At 28.5% G+C, this 18,856-nt stretch carries 21 protein-coding genes and 1 tRNA gene; 7 read left to right on the forward strand and 15 right to left on the reverse strand.

Annotated elements, in window-relative coordinates:
* Positions 1-27: 27 nt before the first annotated feature.
* Positions 28-1,008, reverse strand: coding sequence for a tripartite tricarboxylate transporter substrate binding protein (locus AMN81_RS00685; RefSeq protein WP_072090234.1), 981 nt, complete (start codon positions 1,006-1,008; stop codon positions 28-30).
* Positions 1,009-1,230: 222 nt separating this feature from the next.
* On the opposite strand from AMN81_RS00685, the gene AMN81_RS00690 reads away from it, so the two are divergent.
* Positions 1,231-2,307 (forward strand): AbrB family transcriptional regulator, encoded by a 1,077-nt coding sequence (locus AMN81_RS00690; protein ID WP_072090235.1) that lies wholly within the window; start codon positions 1,231-1,233, stop codon positions 2,305-2,307.
* Here the strand turns inward: AMN81_RS00690 and AMN81_RS00695 are convergent.
* Positions 2,297-3,238, reverse strand: coding sequence for a glycosyltransferase family 9 protein (locus AMN81_RS00695; RefSeq protein WP_072090236.1), 942 nt, complete (start codon positions 3,236-3,238; stop codon positions 2,297-2,299). The two genes, AMN81_RS00690 and AMN81_RS00695, sit on opposite strands and share 11 nt — an antisense overlap.
* Before the next feature lie 32 nt (positions 3,239-3,270).
* Between AMN81_RS00695 and AMN81_RS00700 the strand changes: the two genes are divergently transcribed.
* Positions 3,271-3,660, forward strand: a complete 390-nt coding sequence (locus tag AMN81_RS00700; RefSeq protein ID WP_072090237.1) for a DUF6165 family protein — start codon at positions 3,271-3,273, stop codon at positions 3,658-3,660.
* Here the strand turns inward: AMN81_RS00700 and AMN81_RS00705 are convergent.
* From AMN81_RS00705 to AMN81_RS00740, 8 genes are read right to left on the reverse strand one after another with little or no spacing between them, the layout of a single operon-like run.
* A complete protein-coding gene (locus tag AMN81_RS00705) occupies positions 3,650-4,438 on the reverse strand; it encodes a phytanoyl-CoA dioxygenase family protein (RefSeq protein WP_072090238.1) in 789 nt (262 codons plus the stop codon). The two genes, AMN81_RS00700 and AMN81_RS00705, sit on opposite strands and share 11 nt — an antisense overlap.
* Positions 4,439-4,440: 2 nt before the next feature.
* A complete protein-coding gene (locus tag AMN81_RS00710; protein WP_072090239.1) occupies positions 4,441-5,118 on the reverse strand; it encodes an ABC transporter permease in 678 nt (225 codons plus the stop codon).
* Entirely contained in the window at positions 5,118-5,810 is a 693-nt protein-coding gene (locus AMN81_RS00715; RefSeq protein ID WP_023855076.1) for an ABC transporter permease, read from the reverse strand. Before AMN81_RS00715 ends, AMN81_RS00710 begins: the two co-directional genes overlap by 1 nt.
* A 44-nt stretch (positions 5,811-5,854) precedes the next feature.
* Positions 5,855-6,706, reverse strand: a complete 852-nt coding sequence (locus AMN81_RS00720; RefSeq protein WP_023855075.1) for a transporter substrate-binding domain-containing protein — start codon at positions 6,704-6,706, stop codon at positions 5,855-5,857.
* A 59-nt stretch (positions 6,707-6,765) separates the two neighbouring features.
* The gene (gene speD, locus AMN81_RS00725; RefSeq protein ID WP_072090240.1) at positions 6,766-7,806 is read right to left on the reverse strand and encodes an adenosylmethionine decarboxylase; all 1,041 of its coding nucleotides are present in this window, start codon (positions 7,804-7,806) and stop codon (positions 6,766-6,768) included.
* A 4-nt stretch (positions 7,807-7,810) separates the two neighbouring features.
* Positions 7,811-8,476, reverse strand: a complete 666-nt coding sequence (locus AMN81_RS00730) for a class II aldolase/adducin family protein (protein ID WP_072090241.1) — start codon at positions 8,474-8,476, stop codon at positions 7,811-7,813.
* Positions 8,473-9,543 carry an S-methyl-5-thioribose-1-phosphate isomerase gene (gene mtnA / locus AMN81_RS00735; RefSeq protein WP_072090242.1) on the reverse strand — a complete coding sequence of 357 codons (1,071 nt, stop codon included), beginning with the start codon at positions 9,541-9,543 and terminating at the stop codon, positions 8,473-8,475. Before mtnA ends, AMN81_RS00730 begins: the two co-directional genes overlap by 4 nt.
* Positions 9,540-10,412 (reverse strand): S-methyl-5'-thioadenosine phosphorylase, encoded by an 873-nt coding sequence (locus tag AMN81_RS00740; RefSeq protein ID WP_072090243.1) that lies wholly within the window; start codon positions 10,410-10,412, stop codon positions 9,540-9,542. Before AMN81_RS00740 ends, mtnA begins: the two co-directional genes overlap by 4 nt.
* Before the next feature lie 41 nt (positions 10,413-10,453).
* Between AMN81_RS00740 and AMN81_RS00745 the strand changes: the two genes are divergently transcribed.
* A complete protein-coding gene (locus tag AMN81_RS00745; RefSeq protein ID WP_023855070.1) occupies positions 10,454-10,981 on the forward strand; it encodes an adenine phosphoribosyltransferase in 528 nt (175 codons plus the stop codon).
* A 3-nt stretch (positions 10,982-10,984) separates the two neighbouring features.
* Here the strand turns inward: AMN81_RS00745 and AMN81_RS00750 are convergent, their stop codons facing one another.
* Positions 10,985-11,848, reverse strand: coding sequence for a glycosyltransferase (locus AMN81_RS00750; RefSeq protein ID WP_072090244.1), 864 nt, complete (start codon positions 11,846-11,848; stop codon positions 10,985-10,987).
* A 52-nt stretch (positions 11,849-11,900) separates the two neighbouring features.
* Between AMN81_RS00750 and rfbB the strand changes: the two genes are divergently transcribed.
* The 4 genes from rfbB to AMN81_RS00770 are packed head-to-tail and all read left to right on the forward strand — an operon-like array spanning position 11,901 to position 15,010.
* Positions 11,901-12,923, forward strand: coding sequence for a dTDP-glucose 4,6-dehydratase (gene rfbB, locus AMN81_RS00755; RefSeq protein WP_072090245.1), 1,023 nt, complete (start codon positions 11,901-11,903; stop codon positions 12,921-12,923).
* A complete protein-coding gene (locus tag AMN81_RS00760) occupies positions 12,916-13,782 on the forward strand; it encodes a sugar nucleotidyltransferase (protein ID WP_072090246.1) in 867 nt (288 codons plus the stop codon). The genes rfbB and AMN81_RS00760 overlap by 8 nt, the downstream gene beginning before the upstream one ends.
* Before the next feature lie 3 nt (positions 13,783-13,785).
* Entirely contained in the window at positions 13,786-14,301 is a 516-nt protein-coding gene (gene rfbC / locus AMN81_RS00765; RefSeq protein ID WP_072090247.1) for a dTDP-4-dehydrorhamnose 3,5-epimerase, read from the forward strand.
* 4 nt (positions 14,302-14,305) lie between these two features.
* Positions 14,306-15,010 carry a sugar nucleotide-binding protein gene (locus AMN81_RS00770; RefSeq protein ID WP_072090248.1) on the forward strand — a complete coding sequence of 235 codons (705 nt, stop codon included), beginning with the start codon at positions 14,306-14,308 and terminating at the stop codon, positions 15,008-15,010.
* Positions 15,011-15,049: 39 nt separating this feature from the next.
* Here AMN81_RS00770 and AMN81_RS00775 read toward each other — a convergent pair.
* The 4 genes from AMN81_RS00775 to AMN81_RS00790 form a co-directional block, all read right to left on the reverse strand.
* Positions 15,050-15,126 (reverse strand) — tRNA-Met (locus AMN81_RS00775).
* 59 nt (positions 15,127-15,185) lie between these two features.
* Entirely contained in the window at positions 15,186-16,244 is a 1,059-nt protein-coding gene (locus AMN81_RS00780; protein ID WP_072090249.1) for a glycosyltransferase family protein, read from the reverse strand.
* Between the two features lie 34 nt (positions 16,245-16,278).
* A complete protein-coding gene (locus tag AMN81_RS00785) occupies positions 16,279-16,491 on the reverse strand; it encodes a hypothetical protein (RefSeq protein ID WP_023855061.1) in 213 nt (70 codons plus the stop codon).
* Positions 16,492-16,536: 45 nt separating this feature from the next.
* A partial coding sequence (locus tag AMN81_RS00790; RefSeq protein WP_072090250.1) for a GcvT family protein occupies positions 16,537-18,856 on the reverse strand: 2,320 nt, incomplete at its 5' end.

Genomic DNA, 18,856 nt, shown 5'->3' on the forward strand with positions numbered 1-18,856 from the left:
GCTCTAATTTTAATTTCTAACCAAAGGTTAGATAACTCCTAATTTTTTCATAAGAGCTGTCATTTCTTCAGTTTGCTTTTCTAAGAAAGATACAAACTTACCTTCTGGATTATAAATATTAACCCAAGCATTTCTTGCTCTTACTGTTTCCCATTCAGGAGTTTTTTGTACATCGCCTAACATTTTAGCAATTGCTGCTTTATCAGCATTGCTCATACCTGGAGGGCCAAAGAAACCTCTCCAGTTAACGAATTGTACATCATACCCTTGTTCTTTAAGAGTTGGTGCATCTGGTGCATCAGAAACTCTTGAAGGAGCAGTAATACCAATAATTGTTACTTGGTCTCTTGCACCCATCAATTCACCTAAACCAGTTGAAATGATTTGAGTTTCTCCAGATAAAAGTCCAGCTAAAGCTTTTCCACCAGCATCATAAGGAATGTATGCAACAGCATTTGGATCTGCACCAGCAGCTTGGAATGCTAAAGCACCAATTAAATGGTCCATACTTCCTCTTACTGATCCACCAGCCATTTTGATTGAGCTTGGATCTTTTTTGTATGCATCAACTACATCTTTAAAGTTTTTGTAAGGTGAGTTTTTTGCAACTGCAATAGCACCGTAGTCACCAATTACACCAGCAATTGGCACAACATCTTTATAAGACAAAGTTCCGCTACCTTTTACATAACCTTCGTGTCTAGTAATTGATCTTAGTACTAATGGTGTAGATTGAACTAAAACTGTGTTAGCAGGTTTAGTATTAATCATGTAAGCAAGTGCTTTACCACCACCACCACCTGACATATTTTCAAATGATGCACTTTTTAACATACCAGCTTTTGTTAAAGCCTCTCCAGTACCTCTAGCAGTTCCATCCCAACCACCACCAGCACCACCACCAATTACAAAGTGCAATTTGTCAATTGCTACTGAGCTTGTAGTTGTTGCTGAGAATAATAGGATTGCTGAGAATAATACTGAAACTATTTTTTTTAAGTTTTTCATTATTTATTCCTCTCTAATTTAAAAAAGTTAGTTAATTATAGTCTTAATCTTTATTCAACCTCTAATTAAGTAACACAACTTTTAATTGAAACTACTTTAACAAAAAAAATACCAATCAAATATGATGTTTTATTTTTTTTACAGATTAAAGTTTCACTTAATTCACTAGTTTTAATTTCTTTTTTCTTATCTTTTAAAAAGTTGATGATAGAAGCTTAGTGAATGATTAAACATCAAATCAAATCTTATCTTGATAATGCTAAACAAGTATTTTCAATTAAATTTATTTCAGTTCTGATAATTTCTTTTCCTAGCGCAATTATTGCTGACTATTTTAATATTCCTCTTGCTTGGTTTTTGGGTCCAATGATTATCACATCACTTGCTGCTTTATCAGGTCTTAAAATTACTATGCCAAAAATTGTATTAAGTTTTATCTTGATAATTTTGGGTTTGCATATTGGAAATTACATAGACCAAAATCTATTTAATCAAATGCTTGACTGGATTTGGACTTCATTAATTATGTTAATCTACATAATAATTTGTATTTTAGTTGTAGCTAAATACCTCCAAAAATTTGCAAGTTATGGAGAAAAAGCTTCAATATTTTCAGCAGCACCTGGTGCACTGGGTCCTTTAATGATTTTAGCAGAAAATGAAAAAACAGATTTATCTCAAGTTGCAACTTCTCACTTAATTAGATTAATAATCATAATAACTGTCATTCCATTTATTATAGTTAATAATACTGAAAACAGTATTTTGTTAGATGATGACTTCAATTATTTAGCTCAAAATCATTTCAATTTAATTTTACTTATTTTTGCTTCTTTGTTTTTTATATTTGTTTTTGATAAAATTAGAATACCTGCAGCTTTACTATCTGGAACATTATTTGCGAGTGGTTTGTTACAAATTACAGATATAGCCTCATATAAATTACCAGATGAAACAGTAAATTTTTGTTTGCTAATTCTCGGCTCTTCAGTTGGTTGTAGATTTGCTGAAAAAACTGTTAAAGAGATAGCTAATAATTCTCTTCATAGTATTGTGGCTACTACTATTTTGGTAGTATTAGGTTTGGCTGCAGCATATGTTGCAACATTCTTTGTAGAGACAAATATTTTAACTTTAATATTATCTTATAGTCCTGGTGGAATTTATGAAGTGGCAGTTATAGCAATTGCTTTTGATCTAGACCCAGATTTTGTTGCTTTTCACCATATAATAAGATTACTTTTTATCCTTTTCACAGTTCCTGTATTTTTAAGAGTATTGGAAAAAATTAAGAAATAATTTCAGAAAGTCTTTCAAAAACTTTTTCTGCTGAAAGTTTAGATAATTCAGGAGCTTGTATTGCTTTAAAATTTTCTCTTTCGATACTTACTTTAAAAGGAGTTGTGTGAGATCCAAATAAAGCAATTCCTTTTGAACCTAAATGTGCTGTCATATGCGCTGGTCCAGTATCATTAGCAATAACAAATGAACTATCTTTAATTAATGTTGCTAACTGAGAAATATCTAAAGCTTTGCCATTATCTAAAACGCAGAGTGCATTAATAGTTGATGCATCTTTAATTTCATTTGGCCCAGGTGCAATTACTACTTTAAATTTGTTTTCTGATTTTTCATTAATCATAGCAATTAACTCATTATAATAAGGCCATTTCTTTGAAGTTAAATGAGGAGAGCAAAAAGGAAAAAGAAGAATATATTTATCTAATTGATGGTGATTTTTTATTTGAGATATGTCTGTTGTGCTCCATGAAAAATCAGGTTTTAAAGTATGATTTGTATTGATGCCTGAACTTTTTAATTGATAATCAAATCTAGATAAAACAGAGTCTTTATCAAAATCTTCTTTTGTGGTTCCTTCAGGTAATGTTGTATCAGTAGATGACCAAGTATCTTTTGTTGCTTTTGGAAATAAAATTTTTTTATAAAAGGCTGTTCTACTTGAGTTCTGTAGATCATAAACTTTAGAAAAATTATATTTTTTTATGTTTTTCATTAATGAATATAAATAAATTAGGTTTAGTCTTGATAATCGCTTATCTAAAATAACATCAGAAATATGTGGATTTTTTTTAAACAAATCAAAGTATGGTTTAGTTGTTAGCAAATAAATTTGATCTCCTTTATGATTCTCAGAAATATCTTGAATTGCACCACTAGCTTGAGCTATATCACCCAAAGATCCATGTTTAATGATTAAAATATTAGACATATTTTTAACAATTTAACATAGTATAAAATTTAATGAATAAAATTATAGTAGAAGTATCAGTAGGTGAGCTTTTAGACAAAATTTCAATCTTGGAAATTAAAAAAGAAAAAATTAAAGATCCTGAAAAACTAAAATTTATATCGAATGAACATTCGATTCTTAGAGATCAGTTAGAAAAAAATGTTAAATCTGATGACAAACTAAATAAATTATTCCAAGATTTAAAAGAAATTAATGCCAAACTTTGGGTTATTGAGGATGACAAAAGAAATTGTGAAAAAAATAAAGACTTTGGGGAAAAATTTATAAAATTATCTAGAGATGTTCATTTTTTAAATGATGATAGAGCAAAAATTAAGTTAGAAATGAATAATCACACTGGTTCAAGCATTAAAGAAATTAAAGAATATACTAGCTACTAAAAACTTTAGGAAACCAATCATCTCTCATCAAATCTCCCGTTTTTAAATTAATCCCATCAAATGGAGGTGAAGTTGGTCCTCCTCTATCAATATATTTTACATCATCTCCTATAAATCGCATCGAAAATGCTCTTCGTGATTTAGAAGAATTGTTTCCTGTTGAACCATGTACAGTTTTAAAATTAAATAAAACAGCATCTCCTAAACTTAGTTCTGGAATTAAAATATTTTTTTCAAATTCTTTTGTTGGAGGTAAATCCATAAAAGCACTATCATCATCATACCAAGATTGATTATTTGACCATTTTATGGGCCTAATTAACTTTGACCATTTGTGAGAACCTAAAATTAATTTAAGATTATTTTTATAATCAACCTCATCTAATGGAATCCAAAAACTTCCTGTATCATTGCCATCAACACAATAATAAGGCATATCTTGATGCCATGGTGTTTCTTTGTGTGTGCCTGGATCCTTTATAAAAATGTGATCGTGAAAAATTTGAGTAGATTTAGAATTAGTTGCCTCTGCAACTATTTGGGCTCCAAGTGAATTATATAAACAATCCTTAAATTCTTCTATCCTTTCCCAATTACAATAATCTTCAAAAAATCTTCCCTTTTGATCAGTTACGTTTTCTCTTCCGTGCTTACTTGGATTGTCTAAAACTTTTTGAAATCCTGTTCTGAGTGGCTCAATCCAATCTTTAAATATATCCTTAATTATTATCACACCCTCATTTTGAAACTCTTTAATTTGTCTATCAGATAAAAACATTTTTATTGTTGAAAGCTGTACTTTTTCTCTAAATATTTAATCACATTATGAATAATAAATGTCATGAACAGATAAATTCCACCAGCAACAATAAATACTTCTATTGGTTTAAAAGTTGTTGAAATTATATATTTGGCAACACCAGTTAAATCCATCAAAGTTACTGTGCTTGCTAAAGAAGTTCCTTTCATCATTAATATAATTTCATTTCCGTATGCTGGAAGTGATTGTCGAATAGCAATTGGAATTTGAATTTTGTAAAAAATAATCTTATTTGATATACCTAGACTCTTTCCAGCTTCGATTATGCCTGGTTTTATTGTTTGAAAAGCTGATCTTAAAATTTCAGAGGTATATGCACCAGTATTTAAAGTAAATGCTATTATTGCACACCAATAAGGTTCTTTTAAAATTACCCATAAAAATGTTGTTCTTAAATATTCGATTTGTCCTAACCCAAAATAAATTATGAAAATCTGGACCAATAATGGTGTTCCTCTAAATATATATGAATAACCATAAGCAAATTTATTAATAAATATATTTTTATTTAATCTTAAAATTGCAAAGAAAAGACCTAGGAATAATCCAAAAAATAATGATGCAGATAATAATTTTAAAGTAACTATTGTTGCTCCTACAAGTTTAGGAAAACTAGTGATCATTAAATCAAAATCCATTAATACCCCCTGCTATACCTAACTTCCAACTTATTAATTAATTTCATACTCACATAAGTAAGCAACAGATATAAAACTGCTGCAAAGGAGTAGAAGAATAATGGATCTCTAGTAGATCCTGCTGCAATATAAGATTGTCTCATTATTTCAACCAATCCCGTAACTGAAATAAGAGAAGTATCTTTTAATGTTATTTGCCAGACATTACTTAAATTTGGAATAGCTAACCTTAGCATTTGGGGTAAAATTATTTTATAGAACTGCCCAAACTTATTTATTCCAAGAACTTTTGCAGCTTCAAATTGACCTTTATCTATAGATTGAATTGCTCCTCTAAATACTTCTGTAGAATAAGCGCCAGAAATAATACCAATTGCCATTGAACCAGTAATAAATGCATTAATTTCTATATATTCATAATAACCAAAGATTGAAGCTACATACATGATGGCACCACTGCCACCAAAGAAGAAAAGGTATATTACTAGTAGTTCAGGCACTCCACGGATCACCGTTGTATAAAAATTACCAACTAAATTTAAAGTTTTATATTTTGAAAGTTTTAAAGGCGTAAAAATTAATGCAAAAAAGAAACCAACTAACATTGCTGTAATCGATACAGCAATCGTCATTAGGGTTGCGTAGAATAACTCGTCACCCCAACCAGTTTTACCAAATGCTAGAAGTTCCATATAGATTGGCGACTATATATTATAGTCGCCAAATCTGAAAATGATTACATAGATGCGTCGAAACCAAAGTGTTTAATAGCAAGTTTGCTAATAATACCTTTTTTTCGAGCTACATTAATTGCTTTGTTGAAATCTTTAAGTAATTTTGCATCTCTTTTTCCGATTGCATCGTCACCACCTTGTCTAATTCCAACACCTACACCATTACCAAATGCGCCACCTGAAAATGTTGGTCCAACTAACACAACCGGCTTACCTGATTTATCAGCATAGTCTGTAAATGCAACTGCTGCAGCTAATGCAACATCACATCTACCAGACGTTAAATCTAAGTTAACTTCATCTTGAGTTTTATAAGTTCTTACATTTACACTTCCTACATCACCTGACTCTAAAAAGTTTTGGTGAATAGTCCCTGTTTGTGTACAAACAGTTTTACCAGCTAGCGCACCTGTTAAAGTTTTAAGAGCTTTTTTAACATCAGAGCCACCTAAAGAAAGATTAATACCCTCTGGTGTATCCATTCCCTCTAAACTCGAACCTTTCATTACTGCAAGAGAAGCAACTTCATCTGCATATCCTTGAGAAAACGTAATTGTTTTTTGTCTTTCAGCAGTAATTGACATACCTGCCATTATCGCATCAAACTTTCTCATTAATAATGCTGGGATCATTCCATCCCAATCTTGTTCAACTATCGTACATTCATGCTTCATGATTGCACAAAGCTCTTGAGCTAACTCAACCTCAAAACCAATAAGATTACCAGATGCATCTTTTGAATTCCATGGCGGGTAAGCACCCTCAGTTCCAATTTTTATTTTATCAGCATAAACGTTACCGATTAATAATAAAGAAGCTAGAACTGTTAAAATAGTTTTTTTAAATATATTCATTATTTTCTCCTTTAATTAAGAATAATTATTTCACAGTTTTAAATAAGAAAAAAGAAAAATTAATGATTTATTGAAGAAGAAAAATTCCAAGAGCAATCAAAACTAGGTATGTAAACTCTTGATAATTTTGCATTTCCAAAGTTTTGGTTAAAGACATTTAACCAATTTTCAACCTGATGTGGTTTTTTATCCTGACTTCCAACTTGTGCAGTAATAACTCCCTTTGGTTTTAATATTCTGACTAACGAGTCCATATTTTTAGCTGCTAGGTCTATACAAAATTGATCGTCATTTAGATCAACAAAAATATGATCATACGTATCATCACCAACTGATTTAATACTCTCAAAAGCATCTCCCCAAACACATTTTACAGAATTTTTTTCAGTAGCTTTTTTTCCAATATCCCCAAGATGCTTATTACAAACATCAACTACTTCTGGATCTAGTTCATACCAATCGATAAAATTAAATTTTTTAGAAATACATTCTCTTGCAACCCCACCGTCTCCACCACCTATGATAGCAGCTCTTTCATTATCTTTATTTAAATTTAGACCAGAACCAACAAAAGTGGAGCTGTACAGATGTTCATCAGTTGCAGCAACTTGTATCTCGCCATCTATAAATAAAGATTTACCAAATTGTTCTAAGTCTAAAATTTCAATATGCTGACCAACTTTTGATTTAAAATCCTCTAAAACATCTTTAACTACGTAAGATTTTTGTAATCCTGGTGAACTATAAATGTCATGATAAAGAGATTTTGTATCTCTATTAAATTCTTTTTTAACTATTCTTTTATGTTCAAATTCTTTTTTTACAATTTCAATTGCAACTGAAGGACTTACTTTTCCACAGGTAAAGAAGTCAAAGCTAATAATACCTTTTTCTGGAAATGTATGAAAACTTATGTGACTTTCTGCTAACAATGCAAGAATAGTAAAACCCTGAGGTTCAAACTTATATTTAGATATATTTAAAATTGTTACTTTTGCTTCTTTTGCAATATCATGAATTACTCTTTCAAAAACAGATGGATCATATTCTTTACTTGTTCCAATTATATCTAGTGTGATATGCTCCCCAACTTTAGTCATAAAACTAACTGCTTTTATAATTTTTAACTTTTTCCAAGATTTTTTTCATTTCAGCGAAAGAAAGATTCTTGGGCTCTCCCATCTTTAAAGCAATAATATATTGATGGCAAATATTTTCTACCTCTTGAGCAAGCTCGAAAGCTTTGGATAAATTTTCTCCAAATGCAACCTGTCCATGGTTCGCCATAAGACATGCCTTTCTATCTTTTAAAGCTTTAATCATATTCACTGAAAGTTCATGGGTACCAAAAGTTGCATACTCCGAACATCTAATATCTTCACCGCCTGCAAGAGCAATCATATAGTGAAATGGTGGGATAGATTTTCCATGAGTAGATACTGCAGTAGCATTAGGTGAATGAGCATGAACAATTGCTTTTGCTTCCCACTTGTTTTTATAAATATCTTGATGAAAACGCCATTCTGATGATGGATTTTTTCCAGAATTGAACCAAGATAAAAAATCTTTTTCTTCGTTTAAAGATAAAAAAACAATATCCTCAGGTTTCAACAATTCATATTTTTTTCCTGAAGGGGTAATGAAAAACCCTTCAATTCCCTCCTCAATACCTCTAACTGAAATATTTCCTGATCTTAAAGGAGATAAATTTGTTGTATTGAGTTTAATAGAATATTCAATTACTTCTTCTCTTTCCTTTAAATTTTTCATTTAAATAATTCTTTTAATCCTTGTGTTGATGCTTCACATGTTCCTTTTTCAGTGATCAGAGCTGTAACATATTTTGCAGGAGTTACATCAAATGCTAAATTCATAGCTCTACTTTTATTAGGGTATATCTGAATTCTCTTAATTTTATTATTCTCATCAATACCCTCGACGTGAGATAATTCCTGTGAATTTCTTTCTTCAATAGGTATGTCTTTTGCATTTTTTATATTCCAATCTATGGTTGAGCTAGGTAATGCTACATAAAAAGGTACATTATTATCATGTGCTGCCAATGCTTTTAAATAAGTCCCAATTTTATTACAAACATCTCCGTTAGATAAAGTTCTGTCAGTACCAACAATACACATATCAACCTCACCTCTTTGCATTAAAATTCCACCAGTATTATCAGCTATAATCGTGTTATTTATTCCTTCTTCATTTAATTCATAAGAAGTTAAATTTGCACCTTGGTTTCTTGGTCTAGTTTCATCTACCCATACATGGACAGGAATTCCTTTATTGTGAGCGTGATAAATTGGAGATGTAGCTGTTCCCCAATTGATCGTTGCAAGCCATCCTGCATTACAATGAGTTAAAATATTAACTGTTTCTCTCTTTTTATTATAAATTTCTTCAATTATTTTTAATCCATTGATACCAATATTTTCACAAAACTTTTCATCTTCATCACATATTTCTTTGGCTTCATTTAAAGCAGCATCTAAAATTTGATCACTATTAATAACTGATAATTTCTTAATCATGCGATCCACTGCCCATTTCAAATTTATTGCTGTAGGTCTTGATTGAATTAGTTCCTCTGCACTTTTTTTTATAAATTCAGGATCATTATTTTCCTGAATCGCTAGAGCTATTCCATAAGCAGCTGTACCACCTATTAAAGGGGCTCCTCTTACTTCCATTATTTTAATAGCATTAACTGCATCTTTAACAGTTCTAAGTTCTTTAATAATAAATTGGTGGGGAAGTTTTGTTTGATCGATTATTTTAACAATATTATTTTCAAACCAAATTGTTCGGTATTCTTTACCTTCAATTTTCATTTAATCAGGACTCTTCCTGCTACAGTTTTAAGTTTATCTATAGTTTTTTGTGTTCTCTTTTCAGGAGCTGTAATTATCGCAACATCCAAACAATTGTTAGCTGGATCATTTGGATCTATATGATCTTCAAAATTGTTAATTAAATTTTTAATCATCAATTTTGCATTTTCGGCATTTTCTAATAAAACTTTAATTACTTGTTGAACATCAACATTTTCATGATCTGGGTGCCAACAATCAAAATCAGTTACCATTGAAACTGAGGCGTATCTTATTTCAGCTTCTCTAGCGAGTTTAGCTTCTGGCATATTAGTCATTCCAATTACATCTGTCTTCCATGATCTATATAAATTAGACTCTGCTAAAGTGGAAAATTGAGGGCCTTCCATTACTACGTAAGTACCATTTCTTTGATAATCTATGTTAGATTTATTAATTGCTTCTTCGCATGCATTCATCAATCCTTTTGATGTTGGATGTGCCATAGAAACATGTGCTACAATCTCATCATTAAAAAAAGTTTTGGTTCTTGCAAACGTTCTATCAATAAATTGATCCACTATAACAAATTTTCCTGGAGGTAAGTCTTCTTTAAGAGATCCTACTGCAGAAACAGAAACAATATCAGTTACACCTAGTTGTTTTAGTGCATCAATATTTGCTCTGAAATTTATATTTGATGGTGAAATAAAATGGCCTCTTCCATGTCTTGGTAAAAAATACACTTCTTTATTATTGTAGTTTATTTTTAATATTTGATCCGATGGTTTCCCCCAAGGGGTATTTAAATTAAGTAATTCTCTATCTTTAAATTCTTCAACATCGTAAAGACCACTTCCACCAATTATTGCTAATTTATTAGTTGTCATAGTTAAAAATTTAATTATTTATACTTTTATATTTAACTATTATGAATTTAAAAGATTATATTAGATCTATCCCAAATTATCCAAAAAAAGGTATTTTATTTAGAGACATTACCACATTAATCAAAGATGAAAATGCATTTTCTGAAACTATTAACCAAATAATAGAAAGATCAAAAAAATACAGTTTTACAAAAATAGCTGCTATAGAGTCACGTGGCTTTGTATTTGCGTCTGCAGTTTCTTATATTTTAAAAAAACCATTCATAATGCTTCGAAAAAAAAATAAGTTACCAGCAGATGTTCATTCAGTAGACTTTGAACTTGAATATGGAAAGGCTACAATTGAGGTGCACAAAGATTCATTAAATGAGAACGATAGTGTGCTAATAATTGATGATTTAATTGCTACAGGTGGAACAGCAGAAGCGGCGGCCAAACTTGTAGAAATTTCAAATAGTAAAGTTGCTGCATTTGTATTCGTTATTAATTTATTTGATTTAGGTGGATCTGAGAACTTATTAAAAAAAGATTATAAAGTTGAAAATTTAATAGACTTTCCTGGTCATTAAAATTTAAACCTTTGGCCTGTACCAAGATTTTCTACCTAATATAGAGTTTAACAAACCTGAAAATCTCATTTTGTAAATTTTTTTTTTGTATCTATTAAATCTAATTAAATAGTAAAAATACTTTAAAATGGATTTTATCATAGTTGGAAAACTTATTATTAGAGCTTTTAAATATCCGAAATGTTTTTTATTAAAATAAAATTTTGACCACATCCAATGCCAATTTCTAGAAAATTCAATTTCTGTTTCATAAGTATTAGAGTGTGATTTTCCACCTAAATGATTTATTTTAGCTTTTTTTACAATATAAATATTGTTATTTTCTTTTTTTTTTCTTAAACATAAATCATCATTTTCTAAATATAGAAAAAAATTTTCATCAAAATAGTTGTTATCTTTAAATTTGTTCTTATTTATTAACATTGCAAAACCATCTACTGAATCTACGCTTAGATGATCATCAGCATCTTCTGATACATTTTTGCTTGTGATTTTATAGTTTGGATATCTTAAATTATCAGATATTGGAGCTAAAACAGCATAGTCAAGATTTTTTGATGAAAAATCTATTAATGCTTGTATTGTATCTTTGTAAAATTTAACATCTGGATTTATCACAAAAGCATAATCAGTTTTGCATAGTTTTATCCCTTTGTTGTTAGCAGATCCCATTCCCTCATTTTTTTGGACAATAACTCTGATTTTATTATATTTTTTTTCTAAATCGTTTTTCATGTCATTATTATTTGAGTTATCGATCAATATAATCTCAGAGTTTTTTGGTAAAGACTCAATACATTCATGAATTATATGTTCACTTTTAAATGTAACAATGATAAATGTTAAATTATTTAAGCTTAAAGTCATTATTGATGTGAATTAATATATATTTACTATATCTATTATTGTAAAAAAAATCATGCGTAAAATTATTGTAACTGGTGGTCTTGGTTTTATTGGTAGCAATCTTATTGAATTATTACTTAACAAGAAATTTAATGTAATTAATATAGATAAAATTTCTTATTCGTCAAATTTCTATAATACAAAAAATTATATTAATAACCCAAACTATAAATTTATAAAATGTGACTTAAATAATAAATCGAAATTAACTAAAATTGTTTTTACAAACAAACCAATTGGAATTTTTAATTTAGCAGCAGAGACTCATGTCGATAGATCAATAGATGGTCCTAAAGAATTCATTAATAGTAATATTTTAGGAATATTTAATCTTCTAGAAATTTTTAGAGCATATACTGCAAAAAATAAAAAAAGTAGACTAATTCATATTTCAACAGATGAAGTTTATGGAGACATATTAAAAGGAAGATCTAATGAGAACTACCCTTACAAACCAAGCTCTCCATATGCTGCAAGTAAGGCAGCATCAGATCATTTAGTTTCATCTTATGTTAGGACTTATAAAATTCCAGCAATAGTTACAAATTGTTCAAACAACTATGGCCCTAAACAGCACCCAGAGAAACTAATACCTAAATTAATCTACAATATATTTAATAATAAAAGTTTGCCTATTTATGGAAATGGAAAAAATTCTAGAGAATGGATTTACGTAAAAGATCATTGTGAGGCACTAATAAAAGTATTCAAAAAAGGTAAAATAGGTGAATTTTATAACATTGGATCAAATAAAAATTTAAATAACTTAGAAATTTGTAAATCATTAATAAATATTGCAAGGAAAAAAATTAAATTAGGACATAATGTAAAAATTAAATTTGTAAAAGATCGTCCAGGTCATGACATTAGATATGCGCTCAATAGCAATAAAATAAAAAATAAATTAAAATGGAAAACAAAAACTAACTTTACAAAGGGAATTAAACTAACTTTTGACTGGTATAACAGTAATAAAAAATATTATAAATCAATTTCAAAAAAAGATATTATAAAAAGATTAGGTTCAAATGATTAAAAAAGGAATTATTTTAGCTGGAGGAATGGGAACGAGAATGAGTCCTCTCACAAAAGCAGTTAACAAACAATTATTGCCAATATATGATAAACCTCTGATTTTTTATCCACTTTCAATATTAATGCTAGCTAAGATAAAAGATGTATTGATTATTGTTAACAAGGGTCAATTAGATCAATATAAAAAAATCATACCTAATGGAAAAAAATTAGGAATAAAAATTACTTACATTGAACAAGATAAACCACGAGGACTTCCTGATGCTTTTATTTTGGGAGAGCATTTTATAAAAAAACAAAGTGTAGCTATGATTTTAGGTGATAATTTTTTTTATGGTCAATCATTATCAAAAATGCTCAACAAATGTATTAAAATAAACAAAGGAGCTAAAGTAATTCTTCATAAAGTTTTAGATCCTGAAAAATTTGGTGTAGCAAAAATTAAAAAAAATAAAATTTTGGCGATTAAAGAAAAACCAAAAAAATTTGTTTCCGATTTAGCTATTACAGGACTTTATTTTTTTGATAAAAATGTTGTTAAGTATTCAAAACAATTAAAGCCCTCTATAAGAAATGAGCTTGAAATTACTGATTTATTAAATAAATACAAAAAAAGTAATAATTTATCTGCTGAATTCATTGGTAGAGGTGGTGCTTGGCTAGATACTGGATCAATAGAAGATTTTTATAAAACTAGCAATTTTGTTTCAGCTATCGAAAATCAACAAGGATTTAAAATAGCTTGTCTTGAGGAAATTTCTTTAAACAATAAATGGATAACAAAAAAAGAAATTACAGCTTCGATTAAATTTTATGGAAATTGTCAATATTCAAACTATCTTAAAAAAATAATCACTTAAATTATGAAAAAAACTAAATTTAAAGATTTGTTTATAATTCAAAATAAATCTTTTAAAGACAAAAGAGGCTATTTTAAAGAACTAATAAGAGAAGTGAAAATTAATAAAAAATTTCCATTTTTAGTCATGTCTTTTTCTAAAAAAAATGTGATTAGGGGATTGCATTTACAAAAAAAAAAATCACAAGGTAAATTTGTTTCAGTTATAAAAGGTAGAATTTTTGATGTTGCTGTGGATCTTAGAAAAAACTCTAAAACATTTGGCAAATATTATAAATGCACTCTTAGTGAAAAAAATTCAAAATCAGTTTATATTCCACCAGGATTTGCACATGGATTTCAAGCACTTGAAAATGAAAATTATATTATTTACAGCTGTACTCAATATCGTGATTCTGCAAGTGAAAAAGTAATTAAATTTAATGATAAAGAACTAAATATAAAATGGCCTCTCAAAAAAAAAATCGTTTCAAAAAAGGATAATCATGCCATGACACTGAAACAATTTAAAAAGATATAATTGAATGAAAAAAAAAATTTTAGTCACAGGAGGTGATGGTCGATTTTCTAAGATTTTAAAGCAAAAAAACAAATCTCTTGAATTATTTTATGCGTCAAAGAAACAATGTAATATTTTAAGTATTTCTTCTATTGAAAAAATAGTTAAAAAAATAAAACCCAAAATAATTATGCACTGTGCAGGATTATCAAGGCCAATGGACATTCATGAAAAAAATATCTCTAAAAGTATTGATTTAAATATTATTGGAACAGCTAACATAACAAAAGTATGTAAAAAAAATGATATCAAATTGATATACTTTTCAACTGGTTATGTTTACGAGGGTGTAAAAGGGAATTATTCAGAAAGAGATCCTGTAAAACCATTTAATAATTATGGGCTATCGAAATTAGGGGGTGAGTGTGCAGTTGCAATGTATAAAAATTCTTTAATATTAAGAATAACTATGACAGAAAAACCTTTTCCTTATAAAAAAGCTTTTACAAATTTAAAAACTAATTTTATGTATCATGAGGATTTAGTTAAAATTTTACCCAAAATAATAAAAAAAAGAGGAATTATTAATGTTGGCGGTAAATCACAATCAGTTTTCCAATTCGCAAAAAAATTTAATAGAAATATTTTGAAGATTAAGGCTAGTAGCAAAAGTAAATTGCCTCTAAATCAAACTATGAATTTATCAAAGCTAAAAAAAATTTTGAATTAAATATTTAATTATTAAGCATTTATTCGTACTACAGAAAAATGGTAGCGGGAAGTGGGATCGAACCACTGACCTCGGGCTTATGAGTCCCGCGCTCTAACCAACTGAGCTACCCCGCCATTAAATTGTTGATGTTTTATAATACTTTTTATTTTTTTGTGCAATCAAGTTTTTAAATCTATTTAAAAAATTTTAAAATTTTATTTGATAAAAAGATTAAAGACTCTTTTTCAGATTTCTTAGAATAATATTTAGAAAGTAATAACCGATTTTTTTTAGTATCTTTAACCCAACTACTTTTATAAGATTTAATATTTCTAATAATCTTTCTTGCAAAATCTTCTATTTCACCATTTTCAACTTTGATAAAAATAGGTTTTGTCCAATATTCTGATCCTCCTCCTCCAACATAGCCGATAACTTTATTTCCAGAAAGAGCAGCCTCAATTGGGGGAAGGCCCATACCTTCAAAGTTAGAGAAAGATAAAAATATTTTTGACTTTGAAAGAGATTGTATTAATTTTTTTTCAGTCAAATTAATTAAAGGTAAAATTTTCCAATTTTTTGGCATTAAATTTTTTAAATAAAAAAGTAATAAATTTGAGTGTTCGGGTAACTTTCTAGGCATATATGTTATTAAGTTAGATTTTTTTTTTATCTTAAATTTGTTTGTATCAACTGATAAATTAACTTTTAAAATTTTTTTTTTTAGATTGGGAAACATTGTTCTTAAATAACTGACACTATTTTTTGATGTTGTAATAATTAAACCTGCATTCTCATACGATTTTTTTAGATTTAAAAAATTATTTGTAGAATTCATGTGATAAAAACCTTGAACAAAAATTGCATAATTTATTCCATTTTCAGCAAATTTAAGATCAACAGCAAAATGTGCCCAAATTTCTGGAATAATAATAAAATCTTTTTTTTTATCAAAATTTATATTATCACCGACCAAAATTTTATTTTTATGCCAGTCTTTTTTTGGTCTATATTTTCTACTTACTCTCATCTTTTTTCCATCCCAACCTGCTTTTTTTTTATCAAAAAATTGAAATCTTTTTGATAATGACAATTCTAGCTTGTATAAAAAATTTTTTTTTAAATGAATTATTTTAGAATTAATTTTTTTATTTAAATTATTTAAAATTAAAGAATGATTATAAATTACTTTTGCTCCTCCTGAAGCTCCCTTCATTTCTGGTAATAGATATATTATATTAATTTTATCCATAAAAACTCTAATTTATTTTGATAGGTTAAATTAGTTAATTACTAAATACTATAATGCTTAAAGCAGTTATGATACTAATTATGAACATTGAAAAAATTATTTTTTTTCTTGATCTGATCTTTTTTTCGATTTTAACTCTATTTAAAAGGATATTTATATTAGTAGTCTTAAAATCTTTATTTCTAGAAACTAAATCTGTATCGTTATCAATACGATGATCTATTGGTCTAGGATGCGAATTTTTCATGTGATTATTTAAACAGTTATAGAAAAAAAAAACAAATTAATTTTTTTAAATTTTTTTAAAATTGCTTTGTTTCAAAGGTTTAAAAAGTATTTCTGCCTGAAATTTTTGCTTTTCAATCTCCACAAATAGTCCCAAATCATTTAATTCCTTATTTGATAAGTGTGAATTTATATAACCAAATGAAATGTTCTTATTGTAATTAAATGAATAATTACCTGATGTTGTTCTTCCAATAATCTTATTGTTTAAATAAATTGGCTCGTCGTGAAGTAGCAATGGATATCCTGGTTTACTATTCTTTAAATAAAGCATAATTAGTCTTTTATCTTGTTTTTTATCTTTAATTTTAAGCAATTTTTCTTTTCCAATAAAATTAAAAGGTTTTTTATAACTAATTACAAAATTTAAGCCTGCCTGGTATTGATTTTCTTCAGGTGATATATCATGTCCCCAGTGCAAAAATCCACTTTCCATTCTCATTGTATCCATAGTGTGAGCACCACAATGAGAAATATTAAATTTTTTTCCACTATTTAATATAAGTTTATATAAATCTTTACCATAGAGATTTTCAACATATAGTTCATAACCAAGTTCACCTACAAAAGATAATCTTTGAGCCCAAACATTTAGAGATCCCAATTTTATATACTTGCTAGAACCAAATTTAAAATTTTCATTAGTTAAATCTTCGTTTGTAATTTGAGATAATAAATCTCTACTTTTTGGTCCAAAAACACCTAAACAAATTAAATCATCTGTAACATCTTTAAACTCAACATCTTGTGATAAATGTTTTAGTATGTGTGCCTTATCGTGAGTTCTCAAAGCTGCTGAACTTATTATTCTAAAGTAATTTTTATCAAGACACACAACTGTTAGATCAGTTTCAATTCCAGCATTTTCATTAAGCATATTGGTGTAGGTACATTTTCCAATTTCATTTTTTATATCAGAAGTACATAACCTTTGAAGTTCCTCATAAGCTTTTTCACCTTTAATTTCATATTTTGAAAATGGTGAAAGCTCGAACAAACCAACATTTTCAACTGTATTTTTGCTTTCTTTTTCAACAGATGGATACCAATTTTGATAATTGAAACTGTATTTATAATTTGATTTTGTTTCTCCTTGTGCATACCACATTGGTCTTTCAAATTCCCCAGATTGACCAAAGCAAGCTCCAGCTTTTTTCAATTCTTCATGATATGGTAGCAATCTCTGATTTCTCGATGTTTTGTGCTGTTTATAAGGCCAATGCATACCGTAAAGATCACCCAATGTTTCAGTAACTCTATTCATTATAAATTTTTTATTTGAATGAAATTTTTGAAATCTTTTTATATCTAATGAAAATAAATCTTCATTCATATAACCATTAATCATCCATTCGGCTGTCACTCTACCTGCTCCTCCTGAACTTGCAATTCCAATACTATTAAACCCACAACAAGTAAATAAATTTTTAACCTCTAGAGTTTCACCTAATAAGTATTGTGTATCTGGAGTAAAAGATTCTGGTCCTGAAAAAAATTTTCTTATACCAGCGTTTTCTAACACGGGAAGTCTTTTAAAAGATTTTTCTAAATAAGGCTCGAAATGATCAAAATCGTCAGGAAATTCCCCAAAAGAAAAATCATTTGGAACAATTCCTTTATCTTTAAATGCATTTTTTGCATCTGGCTCAAAAATACCAACAAGTATTTTTCCAGCATCCTCTTTTAAATAAAGACAATCATTATAATCTCTCAAAACAGGAAGATTTTTTGGAAGACCTTTGATCGGTTCAGTAATTATGTAAAAATGTTCATTAGGGTATAAAGGAATACTTACACCTATATCTTCACCGATTTGTCTGGACCACATTCCTGTGGCAAGCACAACGTATTCGCATTCAATTTTAGCATTTTTGGTTTCAACCCCAGTTATTCTGCCATTTTTAACTAATATTTTTGTAACTGCTGTTTTTTCAAAAATTTTAACACCCTCCATTTTTGCACCTTTTGCCAAAACATTGGTCACCCCTACAGGGTCAGCTTGACCATCTTCAGGCATAAATACACCACCTACAATATCTTGATGATTTATCACAGGGTACAATTCTTTAACTTTTTGTTTATTTAAAACTTCAACGTTAACATCAAATAGTTTTGCTGAAGTCGCTTGTCTTAATAGTTCTTGAAGTCTTTCTTTAGAGCTTGCAACTGTAATTGCGCCATTTTGTTTTAAACCTGTTGAAAGTTCAGTCTTTTTTTCAAGTTCTTTATAGAGATTTAAAGAATATTTTCTAAGTTTTGTTATGGTTGAAGTTGAACCAAGTTGTCCAACTAAACCTGCTGCATGCCAAGTAGTACCTGAGGTTAAA

The sequence above is a fragment of the Candidatus Pelagibacter communis genome (genome assembly GCF_001179845.1).
Taxonomy (GTDB): domain Bacteria; phylum Pseudomonadota; class Alphaproteobacteria; order Pelagibacterales; family Pelagibacteraceae; genus Pelagibacter; species Pelagibacter ubique_Q.